General features: G+C 31.9%; 29 protein-coding genes. 5 read left to right on the top strand and 24 right to left on the bottom strand.

The annotated features are described in order from the left end of the window. Positions 1-11: 11 nt before the first annotated feature. From C3E90_RS10180 to C3E90_RS10145, 8 genes are all read right to left on the bottom strand, one after another. Entirely contained in the window at positions 12-869 is an 858-nt protein-coding gene (locus C3E90_RS10180) for a class II fructose-bisphosphate aldolase (RefSeq protein ID WP_236915548.1), read from the bottom strand. A gap of 10 nt (positions 870-879) precedes the next feature. Further along, positions 880-1,896: a carbohydrate kinase family protein gene (locus C3E90_RS10175; protein ID WP_236915547.1), complete on the bottom strand. Its 1,017-nt coding sequence runs from the start codon at positions 1,894-1,896 to the stop codon at positions 880-882. A 19-nt stretch (positions 1,897-1,915) separates the two neighbouring features. After that, on the bottom strand, positions 1,916-2,848 hold the full coding sequence (locus C3E90_RS10170) for an ABC transporter permease (protein ID WP_236915592.1): 933 nt from the start codon (positions 2,846-2,848) through the stop codon (positions 1,916-1,918). A gap of 66 nt (positions 2,849-2,914) precedes the next feature. Beyond that, positions 2,915-4,405 (bottom strand): sugar ABC transporter ATP-binding protein, encoded by a 1,491-nt coding sequence (locus C3E90_RS10165; RefSeq protein WP_236915545.1) that lies wholly within the window; start codon positions 4,403-4,405, stop codon positions 2,915-2,917. An 81-nt stretch (positions 4,406-4,486) separates the two neighbouring features. Further along, positions 4,487-5,458: a sugar ABC transporter substrate-binding protein gene (locus C3E90_RS10160; protein WP_236915544.1), complete on the bottom strand. Its 972-nt coding sequence runs from the start codon at positions 5,456-5,458 to the stop codon at positions 4,487-4,489. A 351-nt stretch (positions 5,459-5,809) separates the two neighbouring features. Then, on the bottom strand, positions 5,810-6,895 hold the full coding sequence (locus tag C3E90_RS10155; RefSeq protein ID WP_236915543.1) for a GntR family transcriptional regulator: 1,086 nt from the start codon (positions 6,893-6,895) through the stop codon (positions 5,810-5,812). 276 nt (positions 6,896-7,171) lie between these two features. After that, complete coding sequence (locus tag C3E90_RS10150; protein WP_236915542.1) at positions 7,172-7,591, bottom strand: PPC domain-containing DNA-binding protein; 420 nt, start codon at positions 7,589-7,591, stop codon at positions 7,172-7,174. Between the two features lie 30 nt (positions 7,592-7,621). Beyond that, positions 7,622-8,236 (bottom strand): LysE/ArgO family amino acid transporter, encoded by a 615-nt coding sequence (locus C3E90_RS10145; RefSeq protein WP_236915541.1) that lies wholly within the window; start codon positions 8,234-8,236, stop codon positions 7,622-7,624. A gap of 306 nt (positions 8,237-8,542) precedes the next feature. On the opposite strand from C3E90_RS10145, the gene mnmH reads away from it, so the two are divergent. After that, positions 8,543-9,568, top strand: coding sequence for a tRNA 2-selenouridine(34) synthase MnmH (mnmH, locus tag C3E90_RS10140; RefSeq protein ID WP_236915540.1), 1,026 nt, complete (start codon positions 8,543-8,545; stop codon positions 9,566-9,568). Between the two features lie 41 nt (positions 9,569-9,609). Here mnmH and C3E90_RS10135 read toward each other — a convergent pair whose 3' ends face one another. From C3E90_RS10135 to C3E90_RS10085, 11 genes are all read right to left on the bottom strand, one after another. After that, positions 9,610-11,106 carry a sensor histidine kinase gene (locus tag C3E90_RS10135; RefSeq protein WP_236915538.1) on the bottom strand — a complete coding sequence of 499 codons (1,497 nt, stop codon included), beginning with the start codon at positions 11,104-11,106 and terminating at the stop codon, positions 9,610-9,612. Continuing rightward, a complete protein-coding gene (locus C3E90_RS13620; RefSeq protein WP_442870577.1) occupies positions 11,099-11,386 on the bottom strand; it encodes a hypothetical protein in 288 nt (95 codons plus the stop codon). Before C3E90_RS13620 ends, C3E90_RS10135 begins: the two co-directional genes overlap by 8 nt. Positions 11,387-11,705: 319 nt before the next feature. After that, the gene (locus tag C3E90_RS10125) at positions 11,706-11,825 is read right to left on the bottom strand and encodes an aminotransferase class I/II-fold pyridoxal phosphate-dependent enzyme (RefSeq protein WP_236915537.1); all 120 of its coding nucleotides are present in this window, start codon (positions 11,823-11,825) and stop codon (positions 11,706-11,708) included. Continuing rightward, positions 11,819-11,968, bottom strand: coding sequence for a copper homeostasis protein CutC (locus C3E90_RS10120; RefSeq protein ID WP_236915535.1), 150 nt, complete (start codon positions 11,966-11,968; stop codon positions 11,819-11,821). The genes C3E90_RS10125 and C3E90_RS10120 overlap by 7 nt, the downstream gene beginning before the upstream one ends. 396 nt (positions 11,969-12,364) lie before the next feature. Next, positions 12,365-12,661, bottom strand: coding sequence for a plasmid stabilization protein (locus tag C3E90_RS10115; RefSeq protein ID WP_236915534.1), 297 nt, complete (start codon positions 12,659-12,661; stop codon positions 12,365-12,367). 168 nt (positions 12,662-12,829) lie between these two features. Further along, positions 12,830-13,135, bottom strand: a complete 306-nt coding sequence (locus tag C3E90_RS10110) for a phosphoribosyltransferase family protein (RefSeq protein ID WP_236915533.1) — start codon at positions 13,133-13,135, stop codon at positions 12,830-12,832. A gap of 31 nt (positions 13,136-13,166) precedes the next feature. Next, positions 13,167-13,415: a MoaD/ThiS family protein gene (locus tag C3E90_RS10105; RefSeq protein WP_236915532.1), complete on the bottom strand. Its 249-nt coding sequence runs from the start codon at positions 13,413-13,415 to the stop codon at positions 13,167-13,169. 12 nt (positions 13,416-13,427) lie between these two features. Beyond that, entirely contained in the window at positions 13,428-15,329 is a 1,902-nt protein-coding gene (locus C3E90_RS10100) for an aldehyde ferredoxin oxidoreductase family protein (RefSeq protein WP_236915531.1), read from the bottom strand. A 39-nt stretch (positions 15,330-15,368) separates the two neighbouring features. Then, on the bottom strand, positions 15,369-16,550 hold the full coding sequence (locus tag C3E90_RS10095; RefSeq protein ID WP_236915530.1) for an iron-containing alcohol dehydrogenase: 1,182 nt from the start codon (positions 16,548-16,550) through the stop codon (positions 15,369-15,371). A gap of 18 nt (positions 16,551-16,568) precedes the next feature. Continuing rightward, positions 16,569-17,039, bottom strand: a complete 471-nt coding sequence (locus tag C3E90_RS10090; RefSeq protein WP_236915528.1) for a hypothetical protein — start codon at positions 17,037-17,039, stop codon at positions 16,569-16,571. A gap of 133 nt (positions 17,040-17,172) precedes the next feature. Then, positions 17,173-17,445, bottom strand: coding sequence for a hypothetical protein (locus C3E90_RS10085; protein ID WP_236915527.1), 273 nt, complete (start codon positions 17,443-17,445; stop codon positions 17,173-17,175). 285 nt (positions 17,446-17,730) lie between these two features. On the opposite strand from C3E90_RS10085, the gene C3E90_RS10080 reads away from it, so the two are divergent. Genes C3E90_RS10080 through hydF form a run of 4 tightly spaced genes read left to right on the top strand, consistent with a single transcriptional unit; the run spans position 17,731 to position 21,616 of the window. Beyond that, positions 17,731-17,988 carry a TM1266 family iron-only hydrogenase system putative regulator gene (locus tag C3E90_RS10080; protein ID WP_236915526.1) on the top strand — a complete coding sequence of 86 codons (258 nt, stop codon included), beginning with the start codon at positions 17,731-17,733 and terminating at the stop codon, positions 17,986-17,988. Continuing rightward, the gene (gene hydE / locus C3E90_RS10075) at positions 17,988-19,022 is read left to right on the top strand and encodes a [FeFe] hydrogenase H-cluster radical SAM maturase HydE (protein WP_236915525.1); all 1,035 of its coding nucleotides are present in this window, start codon (positions 17,988-17,990) and stop codon (positions 19,020-19,022) included. The genes C3E90_RS10080 and hydE overlap by 1 nt, the downstream gene beginning before the upstream one ends. 13 nt (positions 19,023-19,035) lie before the next feature. Continuing rightward, the gene (gene hydG / locus C3E90_RS10070) at positions 19,036-20,451 is read left to right on the top strand and encodes a [FeFe] hydrogenase H-cluster radical SAM maturase HydG (protein WP_236915524.1); all 1,416 of its coding nucleotides are present in this window, start codon (positions 19,036-19,038) and stop codon (positions 20,449-20,451) included. Then, complete coding sequence (gene hydF / locus C3E90_RS10065; RefSeq protein ID WP_236915523.1) at positions 20,438-21,616, top strand: [FeFe] hydrogenase H-cluster maturation GTPase HydF; 1,179 nt, start codon at positions 20,438-20,440, stop codon at positions 21,614-21,616. The genes hydG and hydF overlap by 14 nt, the downstream gene beginning before the upstream one ends. A 78-nt stretch (positions 21,617-21,694) precedes the next feature. On the opposite strand, the gene iadA is transcribed toward hydF, so the two are convergent. The 5 genes from iadA to srlA form a co-directional block, all read right to left on the bottom strand. Beyond that, positions 21,695-22,867 (bottom strand): beta-aspartyl-peptidase, encoded by a 1,173-nt coding sequence (gene iadA / locus C3E90_RS10060; protein ID WP_236915521.1) that lies wholly within the window; start codon positions 22,865-22,867, stop codon positions 21,695-21,697. 193 nt (positions 22,868-23,060) lie between these two features. Then, positions 23,061-23,414 (bottom strand): transcriptional regulator GutM, encoded by a 354-nt coding sequence (locus C3E90_RS10055; protein ID WP_236915520.1) that lies wholly within the window; start codon positions 23,412-23,414, stop codon positions 23,061-23,063. 13 nt (positions 23,415-23,427) lie between these two features. Then, entirely contained in the window at positions 23,428-23,784 is a 357-nt protein-coding gene (locus tag C3E90_RS10050; protein WP_236915519.1) for a PTS glucitol/sorbitol transporter subunit IIA, read from the bottom strand. Between the two features lie 30 nt (positions 23,785-23,814). Continuing rightward, entirely contained in the window at positions 23,815-24,819 is a 1,005-nt protein-coding gene (srlE, locus tag C3E90_RS10045; RefSeq protein WP_236915517.1) for a PTS glucitol/sorbitol transporter subunit IIB, read from the bottom strand. Positions 24,820-24,833: 14 nt separating this feature from the next. Then, positions 24,834-25,364 (bottom strand): PTS glucitol/sorbitol transporter subunit IIC, encoded by a 531-nt coding sequence (srlA, locus tag C3E90_RS10040; RefSeq protein ID WP_236915516.1) that lies wholly within the window; start codon positions 25,362-25,364, stop codon positions 24,834-24,836. Positions 25,365-25,431: the final 67 nt, after the last annotated feature.

The following is a 25,431-nucleotide window of genomic DNA, read 5'->3' as shown; positions in this document are numbered from 1 at the left end:
GAATAACCTCCTTATTTTCTTGAAAATATTTTAATTATCTTTTTCGCTTTTTCTTTCATGGCTTCTTTCCCTACAACATTAATATCTGTGTAAAAAACATTTTTATTTGAATTAAGATATTCCCTAACAGCCTCTGCTCCTTCTTTTGCAAGATAACTAAAATAATTAATTTTCCTTACACCATTATCTATAGCATTTATATAATCCTCGTCTTTCAAACCAGAACCACCGTGCATTACAATTGGAATCTTTGCACTTTCATGTATGTTTCTTAATCTATCAAAATCTAATTTTGGCTCTTTTAAGTAAATACCATGTACAGTTCCAAAGGATGCAGCTAGTGAATCAATCCCTGTTTCTTCAACAAATTTTTTTGCCAAATCAGGATCTGTATAAATATTTTCTACACTTGCATCAGCAGTTTCTTTAGTTTCATCAACACCTATTTCTGAAGTTGCAACTACACCTAATTCAGCTTCTACAGATACATTATATTTACTAGCATAATCAACAACTTTTTTAGTTATTTCAACATTATCTTTATATTCCATATGGGATGCATCAATCATTACTGATGTAAATCCAATATCGATTGCTTGTTTAATTAATTCAAAATCTGAACAGTGGTCTAAATGAACTACAACTGGTATTTTTGCATTTTTAGCAACATTAACTAAAATAGGTCCAATTAAGCTTAAAGGAATAACCTCATTATGACCTTCTGCATGAGCCAATATTAAAGGCATTTTTAATTCTTCTGCTGCCTCTAGAACTGCTCTCATCATTTCTAAGGATGGCACATTAAATGCTCCTACTGCATATCCACCGTCTTCAGCCTTTGATAATACTTCTTTCATATTCACTAACATATTAATCCTCCTAAATTGTTATAGTCTCATGTTTCGGATATTCCTCAAACATCTTCAATAGTTCATTATAAGTCTTTACTCCTGAAGCACCCTCTTCAGCTAATAATAAAGAAGCTGCAGAAGAAGTTGCTAACTTCATTGAGTCTTCAATACTTAAACCTTCGTGAGCTCCATACAATGCACCAGCAGCATATGCATCTCCAGCTCCTACTGTTCCTTTTATTTTTTCTTTCTCCAAGAATAATGAAGGTACACTATATATATTTAATCCATCATATCCAAAACTTCCTTCTGGGCAGTGAATAATTACCCACTCTTTTACTCCCAGCTTTTTCAATTTATATAAAACGTCTCTTATATTCTCTTTAATTAATCTATTATTGGCATCTCTCAAATTTACATTAACACTTTTACCCGCTTCAATTTCATTAATTATACAATAATCAGTATATTTTAAACTTGGAGGAACTTTATCTACAAATCTGTTGGAATTTTCACTAACGATATCAATAGAAGTTTTTAGTCCTATTTCTTGAGCATTTTTCAAAAGCCTAGCCATCTTTGTTCCATATACCTCATCTTCTTCATCCAGTCCATCTAAAAGCAATATATATCCTATATGCAATATTTTGGAATTTAACTTCTCCAAATCAATAGTATCTTCATTAAAAAGATGAGAGTTTCCCCTAAAGAAAAAAAATGTTCTACTTTTATCCGATATATCATTTATTACATCAGTAAAGGGTGTTTTGCCAACTGCTTTGACTTGATTAAAAATAATATTTGGATATTTACTTAAAGTTTCCTTTAGATAATCTCCTTTTTCATCTTTCCCTACTAAAGTTATTATCTCTATTGGAATGTTGTAATCAATTCTTGATAATGTAATTCCACAATTAGAAATAATGCCACCAGTATTTCTATCTATATTCCTTATTGTAGTTAGTTCAGATTTTGCAGGATATTTATCTATATATTTAATTTCATCAACGGCTATATTACCTGCAATTGCTATCCCTCTACGCATTTAATCACCTACCAACAAATTAATCTTTCTTTTTCATTGCATCTGCATATACTGCTACCAAAATAACAATACCCTTAACTATATACTGCCAAAATGATTGTACCCTCATAAGATTAAGACCATTACTTAACACTCCTATAATTAAAGCACCTAAAACAGTTCCGCCTATCTTCCCGGAACCACCACTCATGCTAGTACCACCTAAAACAACAGCTGCTATAGCATCAAGCTCAGCACCTTCTCCAGCAGTAGGTTGTCCTGAAAACATTCTTGAAGCTAGAACTATCCCACTTATTGCTGCCATAAGTCCACTAAAGGTATATGCAAAAAATTCAGTCCTTCTAATATTAATACCTGAAAACTTTGCTGCTTGCTTATTGCCACCTACAGCATAGATATATCTACCTAATTTAGTCCTATTCATTATTAAAGATGCTATAATCAAAATGATTATCAGGTATAAAACTGGAGTTGGTAAAATACCCTTAATATATCCAGAGCCGATGAAATTAAAGGAATCCGACATAACCCTTACAGGTTTCCCACCAGTATAGACATATGAGGCACCCCTAGCAATATTCATAGTAGCTAGTGTTACAATAAATGGGGGTATTTTAGTTGAAGAAATAATCAATCCATTAAATGCCCCTATTATTATACCAAGTAAAATACCAAAAATTACAGCTACCCATACTGGAAATCCATTAAAAGCTATTAGTCCACTTGTCACTACTCCAGTTAAAGCAATTACAGCACCAACAGAAAGGTCTATTCCTCCTAGTATAATTACCATAGTCATAGCTGTGGCTAAATAAAGATTAGTTGAAGTTTGTCTTAGTACATTGCTGATGTTTTTAAATGATAAAAATCTTGGATTAACAATAGACAAGAAGACACAAAGTACTAGGAAACCAATCAGTATGCCCTTATTTTCTTTTATATATCTTCTCATTGCATGACCAATTCTTACAAAAATATTAGATTTTTTATTAGATTTGGAACTAGTATCTTGAATCATTTAATTACCTCCTGTAGCATAATGCATTATTTTTTCTTGAGTGAAATCTTCTTTGTCTAATATCTTTTGAATTCTGCCATTATGCATTATTACAACCCTATCACTCATATTAATAATCTCAGGTAATTCTGAGGATATCATAATAATTGAAACCCCACTATTTACCAATTCATTCATAATAGAATATATTTCTGATTTTGCACCTACATCGACACCTCTTGTAGGTTCATCCAATATCAATATCTTTGGTTTAGTTAATAGCCATCTAGCTATTAATACTTTTTGCTGATTCCCACCGCTTAAATTATTAACTGCTTGCTCTAAGCTTGGGGTTTTTATTGATAAGGACTCTATAAATTCTGAGGATATATCTTCTTCATACTTTGAATTTACCTTAAACCTACTAATAAACTCTTTCAATATCTTTATGGTCATATTAAACCGAACGGACTCTATTAAAAACAATCCTTCTTCTTTTCTGTCTTCTGGTACATAGGCAATATTATAATTCAATGCATCATTTGGGTTTTTAATATTTACCTCTTTTCCTTCAACGATTATCTTTCCTTCATTATAGTTATCTATTCCAAATATACATTTCATAAGGTCTGTTCTTCCAGCACCAACTAAACCAGAAAATCCTAGTATCTCTCCTCTTTTCAGTTCAAAGTTAATATTGTGTAATTTCCCTTTTTTACTTAAACCACAAACACTCATAACGGTTTCGCCTGATTCATTAAAATCCCTTATATAATAGTTTTTTAACTCTCTTCCCACCATCATAGATATTAGCTCGTCTACATTAGTTTCTTTTGTTCTAACAGTTCCTACATATTCTCCATCCCTTATAACTGTGACTCTATCACTTATTTCAAAAATTTCATCTAGTCTATGAGAAATATATACAATTCCAACACCTTGATTCCTTAAATTATTTATGGTTTTAAATAAAAATTCTACTTCTTTTTCAGTCAAGGAAGATGTAGGTTCATCCATAACAATAATCTTTGATTCAAAAGATACAGCTTTTATTATTTCAATCATTTGTTGCTGAGCAACAGTTAATGAATTTAATTGGTTTTCAGCTTTTATATCTAATTCAAATTCATCTAATAAAACCTGAGACTTTTCAACCATAGCCTTCCTATCAACTAGACCAGTCTTAGTTAATATTTCACGACCTAAATAAATGTTTTCAGCCACTGTCATATAGGGTACTAAAACTAAATCTTGATGTATAATACTTATTCCATTTTTATGAGCATCTTTAACATCTTCAATAACACGTTTCTCTCCATTAATGAAGATTTCTCCTTCATCTATTTCATAAATTCCACTTAAAATTTTCATAAGTGTAGATTTTCCCGCACCATTTTCACCCAGCAAAGCATGGACTTCGCCAGCTTCCAGGTTGAAATCTATCCCTTTTAAGGCATATACACCAGGAAACCTCTTATTAACATTTTTCATTTCTAGCAGCTTATTGTTCATATTTTCACCTTCTTTAACGTAAGTGAGCCTCACTTGTTTAAATAAGTAAAGCTCACCATATTAAAAATGCAAATTTGATTTTTATTGCCAGCCATCTACTCCATATTCTTCAACATTATCTTCATTAATTAAGAATGTCTCAACTGGAGTTCTTTCTTCATAAGCTTCATCCTTTAATATTTTATATCCAACTTCCACTGATTTTACACCAATTTGAACTGGTGATTGAGCTCCAGAACCAACAAATTGTCCACCTTGTGCTATTTCTGATTTAGCATCTGGAGATCCATCTACTCCATATATCAATATATCTGTTGCATTAGCAGCTTTACATGCAGCAAGTGCACCAAGTGCAGTTGGGTCATTTCCACCCATTATAGCAACAATATCAGGATTAGCTTGTAAAATATCAGCAGTTATATTCATAGAAGTTTGTAAGTCACCTTTTGCGTCTTGTTGAGCTACTATATTAAAGCCTTTTCCTTCAATAGCCTCTAAAAATCCTTCAATTCTGTCATTTACAGAATTCATTAATGGAGAGTCTAAAACTACAATATCTCCTCCATCTGGGAATCTTTTAGCTAAATCTTCACCACATACAAATCCAGCATTTTTGTTATCTGAACCAACATATGCAGTAACATATTCAAAGTCTTTAACTTCAGTATCGAAATTAATGATTGGAATGCCAGCTTCTTCTAAAGCAACAAGGGCTGGTCTAATTCCTTCCCAGTCAACTGGATTTAAAAATATTGCATCGATACCTTGAGTTATCATATCTTCAATTTGGTTAATTTGTAATGCTACATCCATTGCTGGGTCTGTTGTTATAAGTACGTCTCCATTCTTCTCAACTTCATCTCTAATTGATTTTTCTAAAATTTGGAAGAAAGGGTTGTTCATGGTCATGCAAGTGTACCCAAAGGTATATTGTTCTTTGTCACCAGCTGACGCATCTTCACTATCCTTGCCACCTTCATTAGTACATGCTACTAAACTTACTATTAATGTAAGTGACAAAATTAATAATAAAATTCTTTTTGCCCTATTCATTTTTTTTCCTCCTTTTATTATATTTAAACCACTTTTGTGGTAATAAACTTAATTAAAGTAACGTTTGCATACCAATTATAAAAAATAGCCCTTGGTTTTAAATGTAAATTAAATCAATTATAATTGATTCAACAATTTGTTCGTACATTAACGTAATTATACCAAATTTATTATTATAATTCAACATTAATAATTAAGAAATAAATGAAATACCAAACCTTTGTATCATAGTTTCCAACTAAGTTTTGCATAACCATAAAGCATTCTTTAACATAACATAACATTTTTTGCATAATATGTTTTATTAAATTGCTGCATTATTGTCCGTACAATTCATATCAAAAAATTGATTTAATAATTTACAATTGGCATTACAGAATTTCTAACTATTAACTCTGGCTTATAGATATAAGGAGATACTTCTGATTTTTTTTCAATTATGTCCACTATATATCTTGCTGCTCTTATTCCCATTTCTTCTTGGGGATGTCTAATTGTTGTTAACTCAATACTAGACGTTGTTGATAATTGGGCATCGTCATAACCTAGAACAGATATATCCTTAGGAATATTTAACCCTTTATCTTTTATAGCTTTAATAACACTAAAGGCAATTTCATCATTATAACATACAATTGCAGTTGGAGGATTTTTTAAATCTAATAGATATTTTGTATAATTATATGGATAGATAAATTTATTATCCGTTGTGTATTCTCCAATATGAGGATTGCTAATGTTCGCCTTTTTTAAAGCTGCTATAAATCCCTTTTTCCTATTTACCCCTTGCAGGTCATCTTTCTTAAATATACCTGAAATTCTTTTATGTCCAAGATTAATGGCGTAATTCGTTAATGTATATCCTCCCAATTCATCATCCATAATAATATAGGGTACATCTAATTCTTCATATATTGAATTTATTAGTATATAGGGTATATTCAAATTTTCTATGGCTCTATATAAATCGAGATTTGTATTTTCCAAAGCGCTTGAAGTTGGTTCTATAATAAGTCCTGACATGTCTGAATTGATAATGTTTTTTAATACAGATCTCTCCAAATCCTTTTTATTATTAGTATTATAAAGGACTAAATTATAACCTAAATTACTTAATATTGAATCGATGCCTCTAATTATAGATGGAAATATATACTCAGAAATATATGTTGTTATTATTCCAATATTGTTATTTGTTTTTTTTATTTTTGGACTATAAGTGCAAAAAGTACCTCTTCCTTGTTGTCTACTGATATATCCTTGATTCTCCAATATTTGCAACGATTGCCTCACTGTATGTCTACTTACATTAAATTTTTTCATAAGTGCATGTTCAGTTGGGATTCTCTCCCCCATCCTTATATCAAACTTCTCAAATTTATCTTTTAAATAATCTGCAACTATGTTATATTTAGTTGTTTTTCCTGTAGGTCTCATAAATATTTTCCTTTCTTTTAATAATCTCCATTACTGCAATTTTCTACTTAAGGATACATGAGTTTAGTAGAAATATCAATACAATTCTTTTCATTTGGTTCACCTCCATTTTCATTGGGAAACCCACCATATTCAACAGCACCACTTAATCAATCTTCTATTTATCTTTATTTTACTAAATTGCCACAAAAATGTCCAAATAAGTTAAAAAGATTTATGATTCCCCTTTTATTATATTAATAAAACCTAGACAAATTTGTCTAGGCTTTATTAATATTAAAATTTAAAAAGATTTAATCCAACTTCTTCATTGAATTCCCTATCTACTACGCCATCTATTGTATCTATTATTATCTCTCCTGTGGCACTAATTACTGCTGAAGTCAAATGTCCACCATGTACATTATAATTACCATCTGCCAAAGTAATGTGAAGATGAAGATAGACTTCCCCATCCTTTTGAGATATATTTCCTAAAAGACTTGTGATCTCCATATCCCCAATCAATTCTTTTGAGTGGTATTCTTTGGTGCTTGTTTCAAATAAACCTACCACTACTTTATTGGTAGCCCCAATGCCAGAGATACTACCTAATTTTATTCCTTCTTTTTCACATAGGGTTTTAATAGAATCTACTATCTCCTCACCTTTCTCCAACCTAAGTACATATTTACTTCCAAATTTTTTAAACTCCATATTTAACACTTCCTTTATAAATTAATATTTTTAGAAGAAAAACTCCTTTAAAAAAGAATATCCTAATCTAAAACCAAAGAAAATAATTATGATACCACAAATAATATTAATCCACTTTATGAAATTCTTGTCTATCTTTTTTTGAAACATGGATACTATAGTAGATAATGAAAAAAACCATAAAAATGAAGCTAAACAAAATCCTAATATAAAATATTTACTCATATTATCAGGTACGTAGGCTTGGTATCCGCCTAATAACAAAGACCCATCAATAATTGCCTGAGGGTTTAACCAGGTAACAACAAAAGTGTCTCTCAAAATATTAATAAAGGGTTTTTCAACTTCTATTTCTGTAGATATTTCTGGAGAAGATTTAATAATACTGTAACCTATATAGATTACCACTATACTACCTAATAAAACTATAACCCCCTCCAATATGGGCACTTTGTCTAATAATAACCCAATTCCAAAAAAACAAGCTAACGCAAGGGTGATGTCAAAAAATATTGTTGTAAAAGTTACTCTATAGGCTTTCTTTCTACTTTCTCTTATAGCTGAGTTTATTACGTATAAATTTTGCATCCCTATAGGTGCTACATATCCAAAACCTAACACCAATCCCTGTAATAAATAACCCATATATCTATCCCCTTAAACTTCAATATTTGCATTCTATTATACCATATATTTATTATATATACTCTACATAATAAACCAGACCATATTCCCTGGGATATCATATATAATAATTCTCACTTCTAACGGTTAATATATAGGTATTAGAAGTTATCTCTCATATTTTCCGTTGTTAATTACCTATATTTATGCTATAATAAGTTCTGGAACGTTAGTTCTGAGTTGAGAAACATTGAAACTATTACCTAAACAAGTTGAACTAATATTTAAGTCAATCATTTTAGTATTTGGCTAGAAGAAGGGATTATTTTGTTTAAATCAATTAAATATGAAGAAATAGAAAAAAACTGGGTAGATACAAGCTATGTGTTTATTGATGTAAGAAGCCCATCAGAATATGAAGCCGAAACCATTCCAGGTGCTATAAATATTCCAATTTTTAATGATGAGGAAAGATGCACAATAGGTACAGTCTATAATCAGGAAAGTGTGGAAAAAGCCAAAAGGATTGGAATAGAGTTTGCATCAAAAAAACTTCCCAAAATTTATGAAGAAGTTTATAAACTTAACCATAAATATGATAAATTAGCATTTTTCTGTGCTAGAGGAGGAATGAGGAGCAGCTCTTTAGTCTCTCTTTTTGACTCTATTGGAATAAATGCCTTCAAGATAGAAGGTGGCTATAAATATTATAGAAAACATATCTATAATCACCTTCCAGACTTAATAAAGAATATCCAATTCGTTGTACTATATGGCAATACAGGAACAGGTAAAACACGTATTTTGGAAAAACTTAAAACAAAAGGAATGGATGTACTAGACCTTGAAGGTTGTGCTAATCATAGGGGTTCTATCCTTGGAAATGTAGGTCTTGGTAAACAAAACACTCAAAAGATGTTTGAATCTCTCCTATACCAATCATTAATAAATAGGAAAACAAATTTGGTATTTGTTGAGGGTGAAAGTAGAAGAATAGGAAAAGACATAATACCCGAATATCTATTTGAAGCCATGAACAATGGTATTAATATCAAAATTGAAACTGATATGGAAACAAGGATTAATAACATCTTAGATTCCTATGTGCACAATACGGACAAAGAACTTATAGAATCCTTGGAACATTTAAGGAAACATTTAGGTGATAATAATATAGATAGATATATAAAACTTATAGAGGAACATCAATATAGACCTGTAGCAGAAGAGCTAATGGTTAAATATTATGACCCCATGTACGAGTATAATAATAGAAAATACAGTAAGGTATTTTATAATGATGATATAGAGGTTGTGGCTAATAGGATAATTCAGTGGGTAGATGATTTGTAATCAATATCTTCAAGGCTTTTTGTTTATATCTAAATAACAATCTATTTAGTTTCATTAATGATTACTTCTTTTACTACTTCTTCAGGGAAGACTATGGTTATTCGAGTACCGATATCAACCCTACTCAATATCTCAAAATAGGCTCCGTGACGTTCTATTATCCATTTGGCTATCGATAAACCTAATCCAGAACCTCCTGTCTTTCTTGCTCTAGATTCATCTGAACGATAAAATCGGTCGAATATATGGGGTAAAGCTTCTGGTTCTATACCAATTCCAGTATCCTGAACTACAATATGAATATTACTATCTTTTTTAACAATTCTCAGGATAATCTTATCTCCACTAGGGGTAAACTTTATACTATTATCTACAAGTATTCTAATGGCTTGCTTTAAAAGCTGTTTATCTGCATTAATATAGGCTGGTCTATTTATGTCAACTTCAAAAATATGACTATTATCGATGATTTGTGTTTCACGAATTATCTCATCCATTGTTTCACAACTATCGAAAACTTCCTTATGAAGCTGAATTGTTTCGTTATCTCCTCGTGCTAGGAATAGAAGCTGTTCCACCAAATCCTTCATATTTTCTGTCTCAGATTTAATTGCATCGATTGACTCTTGCAAAGTCTTCTCATCTTTTTTCCCCCAGCGGTCCAAAAGATTAACATAACCCTGTATGACGGATATAGGTGTTCTAAGCTCATGGGATGCATCAGAAACAAACCTTACCTGAGATTGATAGGAATCATTAATACGGTTTAGCATGCCATTTATTGCAGAGGCTAAGTCCTTAAGCTCATCTTGAGAACTATCTATAGATATGTGACTATCTAGCCTATTGGCATCAATATTACTGATAACCCCAGCTAAATCCTTAATATAAGTACCATTTGTCTTAGAGCCTATAGATGATACTTCTGCATTAAGGCTTTTAGCAGTTTCTGCTAACTCAGCTATAGGTTGAAGGGTCTTTCTTATGGCCTTAGAACCTTTATCTATGCTACCAATTAGTATTAATAATTCAAAAATCAATGTGAGGGAAAACAAATACAAGAATAGTTTCAAATCTGAGCCCAATAAATATATTATTTGATAATAGGAGTTATCCAAGGGAAACCCTACAATATATTTAATGGAATATACTTTATCTAAAAGTCTCATGCCTTTATGAGTTTCTGATATTTTAAAACTTCGCTTTGCATCATTTATCTCTACTGGTAAACGATTTTGAATATCTTTTGGAAGTTTAACACCTTTTCCAGGCTCTTCTCCTACTAAAATCTTATACTTTCCCTTTCTATAATATATGGACTCAATATTATCAGGAGATTGTTTTATTATTTCAATTATATCTTGAATTCCTTCCTCTGATTTCCATAGAATAACAAAAAAACTCATTAGAATAATAAGGACATTAACTGCTAGAAAACCAGAAAGCAATCTACCCATCATTCCTAAATTGAGTTTTATTACAAGAGATGAACGTATTTTTGTAGTTATATTGGTTGATGCTCCATTTTTTCTATTCATATTTTATTGCATACCCCACTCCCCGAATAGTATAGATTATTTTTAATCCAAAGGATTCTTTCTTCATATTTATACCAGAGTCATCATATTCCCTATTTTGATCTGTATTTCTCGAATTGTAATAGCCCCCTCCTTCAGGTAACTTAATGCGATTCTCTTTTTCAAGATTTATTATTGCTTCTAGAATATCCCCATTGGTTTCTTCAAGAGCTGCCTTGGCCTCGTCATAAGAAATATTGGCTCTCTGACGCAATTTTTCCACTTGATCTAAAGTTACCATAAATATAACCTCCTGTTATTTGATATGGTTTCATTATAGCAGCAGAAAGTTCAAAAACAATTCAAGAAAAATTAAAATTTGATTAGAATTTAAAATAGACTTAGTTTTTTTGCTATTGTATCATAGGGAAATAGTTTTATCAATAAATCCTAGGGGTAGGAACTAAAAAATAGTGGACAAGCTTTTGTCCCTTTGTCTATTAATCTAAGCTTGTTCCAATTTATCCATATACTCTGATATTTTATTAAGCCCTGTAATTAAATGGGTTTTATCGAAGGCATATCCAATTCTAAAACAACCTTCCATATAAAAAGCTTTGCTAGGAACCACTTGGATTGTTTGGATTATTTATGCATATGACCTTTGTCTTTTCCGTTACTAGAGATTTTAATTCATCTAAATCGGGTAAAGATTGATTTTCTGGTTTTAATCTTAGCAATTTTCGACTACTAACTCTATGGTACCTAAAGAAGGAGTTAAGCCTCCTAAATACATGGCATTATTTAGCTCTATGCGATGAGCTCCAGCCTTTTCAATACCTTCTAATGCCATTTTCCATGTCCCTATAATTGCCCATTCCATTATCATCCCTCATTTCTATTCATATGTTTTACTCATTAGAAAGAAAACCCAGACAAAAATTTGCCTAGGCTTGTAATCTCCATGTCTCTAGTTAATTCCTTTGAGCTGAACTTATTATGTATAGATTTTTTATCCCAATAGGTGCTACATACCCAAAACCTAGTATAAATCCCTATAATAAATAACCCATATATCTACCACCTTTAGCTTCAATATTTATCTTCCATTATATCATATTATAATTATATCTACTTCAAGAAAATATAATAATTACCAATTCCAATGGTTTTAATGATTAAGAAAAGGTAAAATTAAAGGAAAATACAAAATTTAAATATTATAATGTTTTCCTCCTTAATAAAAAAGAACCCTTATTTAAAGAGTTCTTTTTTATAACTATTTTATTGATTTTAGCTTTGCTATATCATTCCAATTCTTTGATGTGACTATTTCTATTGTATTTAATTCCTCTATTATTTTATCTACTTTTGTATTAATTTCTTCCCTAAATTCAGTTAAATCAGCAGTTTGTTCGATTACTGCCTTTAAATCCTTTCTTATTTCTTCTTGTCCCTGCTCTAGTTTCACTTGCCCTTGCTCTAGTTTCATTTGTCCCTGCTCTAAGTTTCCTACCTTTTCGTTTAATTTTCTAAGTTCCCCTAATACTATTTTTTGAAATTCTTCGTTGGTCATTCCCATACCTCCAATCTCGGTTTCCTAGTTATAATATTATATCATACATTCTAAGTCTTTGTTATATATTTAAACTCTTATAATACCAATTTCAAGTTTCAATTCCTTATGGGTAGTCTGATATCAAATTCCACATCTTGATAATACGGGGTGGACGACAAATTTGTGTTAGCCTTTGTATTTCCTTAATATTTTTATAACTTCTTCATCTGATACTGGAAAAAACCTTTCATAAAATTGACCTACTGCATAAAAGGGTTCTTGGGATATTACATATACTAACTCATCATTAAAAGGAGCCCCTACTTTCCTTGTTACAACAATGTCTAAGGGAAGGTTTAATTCTTTGCATATTTCTCCTGCAACAACTACTCCTCCTCGAGGGATACCGAAAACTATGGAATTAGAATCATCTCTGTATTTAATCAGCTTCTCAGCCAATTTCAATCCAGCTTCATTACGATCCCTAAACATACCTCTCCCTCCTTGAAATTTCACTTCAGGTTTATCCCCCAGCAATAGGTGATAATATGCTTATATTGTCATTATGCTCTATTTTAGTTTTAAACATGCTCAACTCTGTAATATTCTTATTGTTTACAAATATTAGACTTCTTTTAAGCTCTTTTATACTCAAATTAGGCTCCAATTCAGATACTTTGAGTAGTAGCTCTTCAACGTTTTTAGCTTCTATTATCAATTGATTATTCTCTACTTTAGTGCTGTAGATACCATATAATTTAACTTTAGCCATTGAAGTTCTCCCTCATTCTATCAGTTTTAGTTTTTCCAATTTAGCCTCTTTAGGTATTCCATTTTGGTTCCATTGTCTGATTTCATAATACCTTTGTTTTAGTTCCTCTAATGGTACATAGCTATTTGGCTCATCTTCTTTTTGTTTGACTTTTATAAGCCTATCTGGCAGAGTATCATCTTTTGATGTTATTCCCCTTTCCACATTATATATTCTCTCTAAGTTATATCCCCTATCTCCTATATTCTTTAGTTTGCCAACGTTCATCTTCATACCCGTTACCAATTCAATGGCTTTTATTTGAGGTATTTGAGGAAGTTTAATTGGTAATAATTTCTCATTTGCTATATTTATAAGTTTTACAATATTGGCAACAAAACTGGTAGTCAATAGTTTATTAGTAAACCTAGTTATTTTACTGTTGGGATTCTTAATTAAACCCCTTGGTAGCATTGCATAAAGGGTAAATAGACAATTCCCTGCTGAAGAAGTAGCCTCCATAATATTTTGTGTCAGGATAGTTAATTCAGCTTTGCCTTTTTTAGAGTAAGGGTCAATACTAAGTCCCAATCCTTCAAATAATACCATATATCCAGCATTTAAATGGCAACCCCCCCTATTAGATACTGCATAGCCTAATCCTTGACCTATAGCAGACCTAGGTTCATAAGCAGAAAGCTCCATTCCCTTTGAGTTTATGGCAAATTCACTACCTCCATATTTTTCTGAAAGATATCTACTTCCTTCAGCTAATTCATCTCCTATACCCCTTCTGTAGGCAACATCTTCAAATATCTCGGATATATTCTCTGTTTTCCCAAACTCTAGGTGGTTTTCCCATAATCCCTTTTCATTTAATTCCATGGCAAAAGCTATAGTTCCACCTGTACTAATAGTATCCATTCCCAATTCATCTAGTTCTAAATTCCATCTCAATATTAACTCTAAATCCTTATTAAGTAAATTTGGTCCTAAAAGGCCTATGGTTTCTAATTCTGGCCCTTTAACTATTTTGCCATCAATTTCTACTTGACGTCCACATTGTATAGGGCATGTAACGCACCCTTTGTTTCTAATTAGAAAATCCTTCCTTAACCTTTCTCCAGATACCATTTCAAAATCATCGTATTGACCATATTTAAAATTCTTAGTAGCTAATATATTTCTATGCTGCATCAAACTAACTAATCCTGCTGTACCTAAAGTTGGCAGTTGTTCCCCTGTTAAAGGATGGTTTCTTAATGTATGTATCCATTTTTTATAAAACTCTTTAGTTTTTTCAGATTCTGCAATTTTGGGTCTAAGATTTCCTTTAGTAATTATAGCCTTTATATTCTTGCTACCCATAACTGCTCCTGTTCCTCCTCTTCCAGCAGCCCTTTCTCCACTAAATATACTTGCATATTTTACTAAATTCTCTCCTGCAGGTCCTATAACAATTTTCCCAGCCTTTGAATCTAAAGCCTCCTGAGTTATACTAACCTTTTTCCCCCATAAATCTTTTGCATCATGAAATAATACTTTTTCCTCGGTAATCTCTATCCATATGGGAGATTGGGATTTATTTTTAATTATCAATGCATCATATCCTGCTCTTTTTAAGGATAATCCAAAATTTCCTCCGCAATTTGAAGATGTGAGTAATCCTGTTAATGGAGAAATAGTGGATATATTAAATCTACTTGAAGCTGGAGCATTGGTTCCAGTTAAAGGGCCTGTACTTATGACTATTATATTTTCTTCATGAAAGGCATTTACATCAGGGTTTACATTGTCCCTAATTATTTTAGCAGCCATTATCTTGCCACCAATATAATCTTCTCTATCTCTATCTGACCAAGGGTATAGACTGGTAGTCCGATTCCTTACATCTATGACTAATACTTTACCCATATACCCACCATATTTAGTCATCTAATCCCCCCTACTTCACATTTTGTGAATGTTTACCTATTAATAAGCCTCCTCTAATATATTCATAACTCTATCAAAAGTAACTTCTACTGGATTTACAATGGCAGCACCATCATTTATTGCAGTCTTTGCAATGGTTTCCAAATCCTCTTTGTTCACTCCTACATCTCTAAGTTTAGTGGGTAATCCACAAATTTCATTGAATTTATTTATAAATTTGCGGATTTCATCTATACACCGTCTTCCTCGCTCTTCCTTAGGAGTTTGGCTATAAACCTCTGAACCTGAAAAGGCTAGAAGTATTCTAGCATATTCTCCTTCACATAGTTCTAAATTTAGATTCATGCAATGAGGAAGTAGTATTGCCATAGCTTCTGCATGGGGTACATTAGAAACTCCTCCACAAGCATGTCCAATGGCATGGACTATTCCTACCATGGAATTGGAAAAGGCTATACCTGCCATTAATGAACCATTAGCCAAGGCAAGTCTTGCTTCTTCATTTTTTCCGTCAACTACTACTTTTTCAAGATAATTGGAAATTAATTCGATGGATGTTAAAGCATAAACATCGCTTATTGGATTCTTTTGAAAACCACTAAAGGCTTCTATACTATGGGTTAAGGCATCCATCCCAGTAGAGGCCGTTAGCTTAGGTGGAAGGGTTACTGTCATTCGAGGGTCTAATACTGCTACATCCGGTAGTATACTGTAGGAGATAAATTCCATCTTCACCTTTCTAGTTGTATCTGCAATTACAGAAACCAAAGTAGCTTCCGAACCTGTACCCGAGGTACTAGGTACTACAATAAAGGGTTTTAGCTTTCCTCCTAATATTTCCAATCCCATATACTCTTTTAAGTCAGTAGCATTAGTAGATACCAGCATATTAACCCCCTTAGCCGTATCTATTACTGAACCTCCTCCCATAGCTACTATGCTATCACAGTTATTATCCTTATATAACTGACTAATTCTATTTACCATCTCTACAGAAGAATCTTGAGGAATGTCCTTAAAGATAAGTCCTATTTCTATATTAGCATTTTCCATAGCATTTGTAACAATATTTAATTGTCCGTTTCTAATCATGGATTTAGTGGTTAAGATAAGAGGTCTGTTAGCTTCTAGGTTACTTAGTTCAAAAGGAATATTCTCTAAAGCATTCTTCCCAGAAATGATTTTTACCGAGTTTTTAAACTCATAATATTCAGGTAACATATTAAATCTCCTCTCTTATTAAGCTATTAATCGAATATAGGCCTTTACTTTAGGCGATGATAGTTCTGGAATTTCTTTTAGAATTTTTTTAGAAATGAATCTAGGAAATAGATAAGCTTCTACATAATATAAGATACGTATGAAAGGCATACTGGCAATTAAATCTCCTTTTACGATAAATCGATGCTGAGCATAACCTTCATAGACTCCGATTTGTCCTAAAATCATTAGTAACGCTGCTTCATAACTTTTAAAGGCAATGGAAAGGTCTGGAGTTTTAGTATACTTGCTTCCTAGATATTTAAGTTTGTCTCCAACCTTTTCTACAGCAACTTTAGTGTCCGTATTAAAAACCTTTAATTCAATAGTAAATCCATCTTCATAAAACTCTAACTCTTTCTGAATCATCTTCTCTATTTTAGAACAAGAAACCAATCCCTTTCCAAGAAATTTAAGCCCTATTCCTGTAACTATTTGTTTAAATCCCACAGATATCCCCCCTTTATCCTAAAATCTTTATCCCTTACTTAATATAATTATATTATAATTTATTATTTGTCAAATATTGCGAATTTTTTATTAGAAAAGAGACACTCCCAATATTATTAGGAGTGTCTCTTCTTTAAGTAAATCTATATGTTGTATGGTCATTCCCTAGATAATTTACTCTTGCATAAATCCTTACAATATTATCCTTACCACTATAGCTAATCTCCACATCTGATGGCCTTCCATCATCCCCTCTATTTTCCAAATGTCTTTCTAAAATATTTAAAGCATAATCCTTATTGTATTCATCATAGTCCTTTCTATATTCATCAGCAGAAATCTCCAATACCAGATTATGGACCCCCTCATTAACCGACCTTTTCTCTATAATATTGTCAAAATTCATACTATCATCCTTTCTAGCTTATATTAAAATTCTAATCTATATTATCTTTTCACATTTTCAAAATTTTTATAATATTATTATTTTTATTTGACTTTCTACCCTTTGATTGTTAAAATTGTATCATATACATCTAATTGTTTTGAGGGAAACCTTAATCTAATTAGATTCAAAACATAACTAATACCTAACAGATATAGAGTAATCTATTCTGAAAGGGATTTAGGATTAAAATTGTGCCTAACTTCCTTTCGGGGAAGTTTTTTTATTTGGAAAGGAGGAATTGCTTTGAAAAAGAGAATAGCTGTCATAAGCGCCATATTGGAAGAACCTGAAAAAATCCAATTTGATTTTAACAAACTTGTCTCTAATTATAAGGACATTATTCGTGGAAGAATGGGAATCCCATTTCATGATGAGGATATATCCGTAATTTCCATTACTGTTGTAGGAACACTAGATGAGATAAATAGCTTGACAGGAAAACTTGGAAATTTAGACAACTGTATTGTTAAAACTTCTATCTCTAAAAAGGAAATAGATTGATGATAAAACTATTAGATAAATTATATAAAAAAAATTATCTTGAAAAAGAAGAGATAATGTACCTATTGGATAATATAGATGAAGATACATACCCTTATATATTTGAAATGGCTGAAAATACTGTTAAAAAGGTATATGGTAACAGAATATTCATAAGGGGACTTATGGAATTTTCTAATTACTGTAGAAATAATTGCATCTATTGCGGTATTAGAAAGGATAACAAAAGTGTAGATAGATATAGGCTCTCAAAGGATGAAATTATTTATTGCCTTGAAGGTGCTCACAATTTAGGATATAGAACCTTTGTACTACAAAGTGGTGAGGATATATATTATACAGATGAATTCATGGTAGAAATTATTAGGGAAATAAAAGATACATTTCCTGATACTGCATTAACCTTATCTATTGGAGAGAGAGGCTACAATGAATATGAGATGTTCTTCAATGCTGGAGTGGATAGGTTTCTATTGCGTCATGAAACAGCTACACCTAATCTCTATAATACCCTTCATCCCAATATGAATTTTGAAAATAGGAAAAACTGTCTTTATAATCTAAAAAAACTTGGTTACCAAGTAGGAGCAGGATTTATTGTTGGTCTTCCAAATGAAAACAATGAGATATTAGCTGATAATCTTTTGTTTTTGAAAGAATTGAATCCTGAGATGATAGGAATTGGTCCTTTAGTTCCTCATCCTCAAACCCCTCTTTCTTATATGAAACCTGGTTCTACCAAAAAAACATTATTGCTTCTAGCCTTGACAAGATTGTTTGTTCCAAAAGCTTTGATGCCAGTAACCACTGCTTTGAACACCCTTGATGAAAAAGGAATTGAAAAGGGAATTAAAGCTGGAGGTAATGTACTTATGCTAAATCTTTCTCCTATCCAGGTAAGAAAAAAATATGAAATCTATAAAAATAAGGAATCTAGGGATGTAAATGAAATAAAAACTGTTGAAAAAAGGATTAACAATATTGGCTATGTTATCGATATGGGACGTGGTGATCATATTGACTGGCAAAAATAAAGGAGGAAACATTATGTATAATTTTAGGACTTATGACAAAGATTTTATTGACGATGGGGGGATTTTTGACCTTCTCGAAAAAGGAAAAAATCCTGATCCAGTAGAGATAAGGAATATAATTGATAAATCTCTAAATAAAACAAGACTGGAACCTATTGAAACTGCAAAGCTTCTCCAAGTTGAAGACCCAGAACTATTAGAGGAGATATTTGAAGCTGCAAGAAAGTTAAAACAAGATATATATGGAAATAGGATTGTGTTCTTTGCACCTCTATATATCGGAAACAAATGTATTAATAATTGTTTGTATTGTGGATTTAGAAGAGACAATGATGCTATAGTTAGAAAAACCCTAACAGCAGAAGAATTAAAAGAACAAATAGAGATTTTAGAAAGTAAAGGCCATAAAAGATTGATTCTTGTTTATGGTGAACATACTTGTTATGATGCTGACTTTATAGCTGAAACCATGAAAGTAGTATATGAAACCAAAAAGGAAAAAGGCGAAATTAGGAGAGTCAATATAAATGCAGCTCCTATGGATGTAGAAGGCTATAAAAAGCTAAAAGAAGCAGGAATAGGCACATTCCAAATATTTCAAGAAACCTATAATCATGATATTTACAAAAAACTTCATCCTCAAGGAACTATCAAGGGAGATTATTCTTGGAGATTGTACGGCCTTGATAGAGCTATGGAAGCTGGAATTGACGATGTTGGAATTGGAGCCTTATTTGGATTATATGACTGGAAATTTGAAGTAATGGGATTATTATTACATGCTATTCACTTAGAAGAAACTTTTGGAGTAGGACCTCATACCATATCCTTCCCAAGAATAGAGCCAGCTATCAATACTGAATTCTATGATCAAACAAAATATAAGGTTTCTGATGAGGATTTCAAAAAAATAATTGCTATAATTCGCCTTTCAGTCCCATATACCGGAATGATTTTAACTGCTAGAGAAACTCCTGAAGTTAGAAAGGAAATGATACCCCTTGGAATATCTCAAATAGACGCAGGCTCAAAAATTGGAATTGGTGGATATAAAAAAGATGATTATATACCAGAAAAAGAACAATTCCACCTGGGTGATATCCGTCCCCTTGATGAGGTAATAAAAGAAATGTGTGATTTTGGATATTTAACCTCCTTCTGTACCGCATGCTATAGATCTGGAAGGACAGGAGAAGATTTTATGGACATAGCAAAACCAGGTAATATTCAAAACTTCTGTATACCCAATGGAATACTAACTTTTAAAGAGTACCTTTTAGATTATGCTTCAGAAGATACAAAAAAAGCAGGAGAAAAATTGATTCAAAATGAACTAAAAGAAATAGGAACTATTAATCCTGAAAAGAAAAAAATGATTGAAGAAAAGTTAAAACTAATAGATGAAGGAAAAAGGGATGTATATGTATAAACCTACAATATCCATATATGGAAAGAGAAATTCTGGAAAGTCCTCTCTTTTAAATGCTATAACAGAACAGGAAGTCTCTATTGTTAGTTCAATAAAGGGTACCACTACAGATCCTGTAAAAAAATCAATGGAGCTAAATCCAATTGGACCAGTTATATTTATTGATACAGCAGGCATTGATGATGAGGGCGAATTGGGAAACTTAAGAATCAAAAAAAGTTTAGATACTGCAAGAAGAACCAATATAGCTATATATATTATGGACATTATGGATATTGATAGAAATTCTTTAAATAGTATGGAACTGTTATTTACTAAATACAATATACCCTATATTCTTGTTATGAATAAAATAGATATGGTGAATAAAGATTATATAGATCAGTTGAAATTGGAATATCCTAATGCTATATTTGTTTCTTCAACTAAAAGGATAAACATTGATATTTTAAAGGAAGAATTAATAAGAAGGATACAGGATATAGAAGCTGACCCTCCTATTGTTGGAGATTTAATACCCTATAACGGCAAGGTTGTTCTTGTTGTCCCCATAGATAAGCAAGCACCTAAGGGAAGACTAATACTCCCCCAAGTTCAGGTTATAAGGGATTGCATAGATAACGGAATTAAATGCTATGTTCTAAGAGATACGGAACTTGAAAGTGGTTTGAAGGATTTAGAGGATATAGATTTAGTTATAACCGACTCCCAAATATTTAAGAAGGTTGATAATATAGTGCCTAAGTATATAAGGTTAACCTCATTTTCAATACTCTTTGCTAGATATAAGGGAGATTTACAAAAACTAGTAGATGGGGTTAGAGCTATAGAAAATCTAAAGAACGGAGACAATATACTTATAGCTGAAAACTGCACCCATAATACTACTCATGAGGACATAGGTAGAGTGAAAATACCCACTCTTCTCCAACAAAAAACCAGAAAGGAATTTAACTTCTATTTTAAAACTGGTTATGATTTCAGTGAAAGTCTAAATAAATATAGCTTAGTCATTCACTGTGGTGGCTGTATGGTGAATAGAAAAGAAATGGGTAGTCGAATAATGCTATGCAATGAAGAAAAAGTTCCAATTACCAATTATGGAATAGTTCTCGCTTATCTAAATGGAATATTAGATAGAACCTTGGAGATTTTTAATAATTAAGTAAGGGGAGGGATACATATATCCCTTCCCCATTTAATAAGTTCGAATGTTATTACTAGACAATCCCTAATCTACCTGCTATTCAAAAGTACCCTTTACTATAGCCTCTCCATCTAATACCATAATCTCCCCCATAGCTATGACTGTTTCAATGTCTAGGGTGTTTTTATCAAGGATTACTATATCTCCATCCCTTCCTTCTTCAATATGTCCTTTATTTCTGAGTTTCAATACATTAGCAGTATTTGCAGTTATTGTTCTTAAGGCTAAGTCTAGGGAAACTCCTTCATCTATTATAGCATCTTTTACTTCATTATAAAGGGATGTAACCTTTCCTATACCTAATCCTATAAACTTTCCTTCTTCATCAAATTTAGGTAAGCTACCTTGACCATCTGACGAGAAGGTAATATTATTGGGAGATACTTCCCCTTCTAATAGGGTTTTCAATGCTCTACTAGGTTTGGTTTCCCATTCCTCCCTATTTTTATTATCGCTACTTGTAGTAAAATCAACTATTCCACCTTTTTTAGCATATTCAATAGATTTCTCAAATAGTTTTAAACTCCTTCCCATATGGGTTGGAAGAAACTGAGTTATTGGTATTTCAGTAGTTTTAACTATTTCCTCTATAAAGTCAAGTTGTCTATCTCCGTCTCCCATATGTATATTGACTATTCCTGCTTTTCCTGATAATATTCCACCCACTCTAGCTTCTGCAGCTACCCTGGTAATATCTTCCATAGTTGGCTGACTGGAGCGATGGTCTGAAAGGGCCACTTCTCCTACACCAATTATTTTATCTATTAATATAATATCATCCTGAATACTCCCTGTTATGGTCCTAATAGGAACCTGATATGAACCTGTATATATATATGTTGTAATTCCTTCTTCTTCTAGGCCATTGGCCTTTGCTATTAGATTTGCCATATTCCTTGTAGTACCATCTGTACCTAATACCCCTATTACAGTAGTAACCCCTCCAAGGGTTATATCTGTAAGCTGTATTTCTGGTGTTCGGGTTTTGAAACTTCCTTCTCCGCCACCACCGCATATATGAACATGGGAATCTATAAATCCAGGTACTACATATTTTTCATGAGCATCAATAATCTCTATATCTACAAAACCCTTAGGAATACTTATCTCATCCTCTATATACCCGATTTTATCTCCAACCAATAATATATCCTTTTTGCCTAAATAATCAGGAGCATAAACCTCTCCACCTTTTATCAATTTCAGCATAATATCCCTCCAACTATTTATACTAAACTCCAGTTATTATTATATACTATTGGTAAATAAAAAACATAATCTAAATATAATAATTATATATAATATAATATTAGGCTATGATATTGATTCTATAAGGGAATAAAATTGGCATAATCCTAAACCCATTAGGTAAAGGATTATGCCCTGTTTAATTTTTGACAACTTAAATATTTGTATTCTGTTCAAATCTAGCTACTGCATCGTTAAAAGCGAATTTAATAGTAGAGTCATCAATATTTTTAATATCATTTAACCGAGTGCCTTCTAAAGACTCCATCTGTTTTATTTTGGAAAATACGCTATACCCTTTTAATACATAGGCTTCTTTAATATAATCCTTATCCATTAACATCATTACTATCGCACCAGGTTTAATAATATGTTTTTTCTGTCCAACTAGTACATCTCCCCGAGCCCTTAGTTGATAGAAAAATGTGTTTACAGTTTTTAATTGTTTTGAAAATAAGAAATTTTGGATAACGCTTGCCAACATGAAAATAATTAGTACTTTTACCATAATAACACTTCCTCTATTCAACCTTTATGAACTCTCCAACTTTAGGTATTCCTTTTAACTTTTCATTTAAATGTATTGTTCCTGGTAATTGGGGGGTTGATTGACCATCGAACTTCAATGTAACATGGCCTAACTCTTGCCATTGTTGCAAAGCTGTATTTCCTATAGCTGAAATCGTATATTGTTCCCTACCAATATAAATTTTTTGATTAACTTCTAAATTCTTTAATAATTCCTCATTACTATGGATAATACAATAATCCCTTAATTCACTAGGTGCATCGTTAGAAAACAATATTAACATATCCAATTGGCTCATTTCACTAACTGAAGTACCTAACTCTATAATTTTTGATTTATATTGTTTCATTTATATCCCTCCAATACCTTTATAACTGTATTAATACATACCAATACTCATTAAATATGCAATGATTACTGCAATTGGTCCAGTAATTTGTCTTGAAAGTAAGAATGCTGGAGTTCCATATTTAATAGTATCAGGCTCTGCCTCTTGCATAGATAGTCCAACGGGTACAAAATCTGCTCCTACCTGTACATTAATAGCAAATAGTGCAGGAAGTGCATATTGAGGTGGTATTGCACCAACAGCTATTTGGCTCCCAAGTAATACGCCAATTACCTGTGCAATAGCTGCACCAGGTCCTAGCAATGGAGACAAAAATGGAAAACCACATATTATTGATATTACTATAAGTCCAACTAGTGAACTAGCCATAGGTTTTAAGGCATTTGCAATAGCATTTCCTATTCCACTAGAAAGTATTATGGTTACTAACACACTAACAAAAACCATAAATGGTAATACAGATTTTATAACAGTATTTACAGACTCTTTTCCAGCTTCATATGCTAAAGAAATAACTTTACCTAAAGAAGTTCCCATTTTCTCAACTGCTGATATGAACCAATTTTCTTTTTTATCTTCAACATTGGAATTCATTGTTGTGTCCACTTTCTTGTTGCTATTTGAGTTTTTATTTGATTTTTGTGTTCCCTCTATAATAGTAGATTCCTTTGAAGATACATGGATACTTTCAGGAGTTACTCCAGAAACATAGATATCTTCATTAATAAATTCAGCAAGTGGACCAGATGGCCCAATAGCATTTAAATTAACAGTGAAAACTCCCTTTTTTGGATAAACACCACATCTTAGAGTTCCTCCGCAGTTAATAACTGCTAAAAGGATTTCATCATCACATAATCCTGACTTAAATCCATCTACAGCCTGAACTCCAGCAAGGTCTGCTATATGTTTAGCAATGTGATGAATACCTCCACCAGTCATAGAAAGAACCTTTTTGTTTGTATCTACTGGTATACGTAGCGGACCTCCCCAGCCTCCATTATCTTTTTCAATAATAATTTCTTTACCACTCATCTTTCAATCCTCCTTTATGCCACTTGTTTGTTATTTCTTTTCATAAGATATACAAAGATTTTTTCTGTTAAAATTCCACGAATTAATCCAAGAATCAACCCTGCTATAATATAACGAATAGCAAGAGGAGCAGTAGATAAACCAAGTTTTGTAATACCATTTGCCACCCCTAGCCAAATAAATAGTTCTGCAGGAACTATATGAGGAAATAAGGATGTCAATGGATGAACTGTTGTACCAAGAGCATCTTCAAATCCCGGTTTTCTTTTCTCTGGAAGAAATTTCCCCACTGCAAGGGCTCCAGGACTACTGAAAAAGAACCAAGCAAAAGATGGTAAAACTAAATAGGATAAAATAGTACTCTTTCCTAAAAATTCAGCAATTTTTGTAATCTTTTTATCCCCTATTACTTTGATTATAAAATTAATTAAAAATAATAACCCTAGTAGCATAGGTATGGTACCTGCTACATTTGCAACAATTTGATCTCCAACTTTCTGGAAAAAGCTAATAAAACTTTCTGCTAATTTAACTGCACTATTCATCATTTTGCCTCCTTTATTTTATTATTATAAAACACTTAAACTTAGATAAGGAATATTTTTTACAACT

Source organism: Clostridium sp. Cult2 (assembly GCF_021655075.1).
In the GTDB taxonomy this organism is placed as follows: Bacteria; Bacillota; Clostridia; order Tissierellales; family Tepidimicrobiaceae; genus Schnuerera.
This window is presented reverse-complemented; position numbering and strand designations above follow the sequence as displayed.

Excerpts from the sequence above, each read along its gene's own strand:
- C3E90_RS10150 (WP_236915542.1), bottom strand. The coding sequence starts at position 7,591 with ATGGAGTTTAAAAAATTTGGAAGTAAATATGTACTTAGGTTGGAGAAA.
- hydF (WP_236915523.1), top strand. The coding sequence starts at position 20,438 with ATGTATATGTATAAACCTACAATATCCATATATGGAAAGAGAAATTCT.
- C3E90_RS10170 (WP_236915592.1), bottom strand. The coding sequence starts at position 2,848 with ATGAGAAGATATATAAAAGAAAATAAGGGCATACTGATTGGTTTCCTA.
- C3E90_RS10055 (WP_236915520.1), bottom strand. The coding sequence starts at position 23,414 with ATGGTAAAAGTACTAATTATTTTCATGTTGGCAAGCGTTATCCAAAAT.
- C3E90_RS10160 (WP_236915544.1), bottom strand. The coding sequence starts at position 5,458 with ATGAATAGGGCAAAAAGAATTTTATTATTAATTTTGTCACTTACATTA.
- C3E90_RS10165 (WP_236915545.1), bottom strand. The coding sequence starts at position 4,405 with ATGAACAATAAGCTGCTAGAAATGAAAAATGTTAATAAGAGGTTTCCT.
- C3E90_RS10105 (WP_236915532.1), bottom strand. The coding sequence starts at position 13,415 with ATGGCTAAAGTTAAATTATATGGTATCTACAGCACTAAAGTAGAGAAT.
- C3E90_RS10095 (WP_236915530.1), bottom strand. The coding sequence starts at position 16,550 with ATGTTACCTGAATATTATGAGTTTAAAAACTCGGTAAAAATCATTTCT.
- C3E90_RS10085 (WP_236915527.1), bottom strand. The coding sequence starts at position 17,445 with ATGAATTTTGACAATATTATAGAGAAAAGGTCGGTTAATGAGGGGGTC.
- srlA (WP_236915516.1), bottom strand. The coding sequence starts at position 25,364 with ATGAATAGTGCAGTTAAATTAGCAGAAAGTTTTATTAGCTTTTTCCAG.
- C3E90_RS13620 (WP_442870577.1), bottom strand. The coding sequence starts at position 11,386 with ATGGTAACTTTAGATCAAGTGGAAAAATTGCGTCAGAGAGCCAATATT.
- C3E90_RS10050 (WP_236915519.1), bottom strand. The coding sequence starts at position 23,784 with ATGAAACAATATAAATCAAAAATTATAGAGTTAGGTACTTCAGTTAGT.
- C3E90_RS10100 (WP_236915531.1), bottom strand. The coding sequence starts at position 15,329 with ATGACTAAATATGGTGGGTATATGGGTAAAGTATTAGTCATAGATGTA.
- C3E90_RS10110 (WP_236915533.1), bottom strand. The coding sequence starts at position 13,135 with ATGTTTAGGGATCGTAATGAAGCTGGATTGAAATTGGCTGAGAAGCTG.
- C3E90_RS10180 (WP_236915548.1), bottom strand. The coding sequence starts at position 869 with ATGTTAGTGAATATGAAAGAAGTATTATCAAAGGCTGAAGACGGTGGA.
- C3E90_RS10175 (WP_236915547.1), bottom strand. The coding sequence starts at position 1,896 with ATGCGTAGAGGGATAGCAATTGCAGGTAATATAGCCGTTGATGAAATT.
- C3E90_RS10155 (WP_236915543.1), bottom strand. The coding sequence starts at position 6,895 with ATGAGACCTACAGGAAAAACAACTAAATATAACATAGTTGCAGATTAT.
- srlE (WP_236915517.1), bottom strand. The coding sequence starts at position 24,819 with ATGAGTGGTAAAGAAATTATTATTGAAAAAGATAATGGAGGCTGGGGA.
- C3E90_RS10115 (WP_236915534.1), bottom strand. The coding sequence starts at position 12,661 with ATGACCAACGAAGAATTTCAAAAAATAGTATTAGGGGAACTTAGAAAA.
- iadA (WP_236915521.1), bottom strand. The coding sequence starts at position 22,867 with ATGCTGAAATTGATAAAAGGTGGAGAGGTTTATGCTCCTGATTATTTA.
- hydG (WP_236915524.1), top strand. The coding sequence starts at position 19,036 with ATGTATAATTTTAGGACTTATGACAAAGATTTTATTGACGATGGGGGG.
- hydE (WP_236915525.1), top strand. The coding sequence starts at position 17,988 with ATGATAAAACTATTAGATAAATTATATAAAAAAAATTATCTTGAAAAA.
- C3E90_RS10120 (WP_236915535.1), bottom strand. The coding sequence starts at position 11,968 with ATGGAATGGGCAATTATAGGGACATGGAAAATGGCATTAGAAGGTATT.
- C3E90_RS10135 (WP_236915538.1), bottom strand. The coding sequence starts at position 11,106 with ATGAATAGAAAAAATGGAGCATCAACCAATATAACTACAAAAATACGT.
- C3E90_RS10145 (WP_236915541.1), bottom strand. The coding sequence starts at position 8,236 with ATGGGTTATTTATTACAGGGATTGGTGTTAGGTTTTGGATATGTAGCA.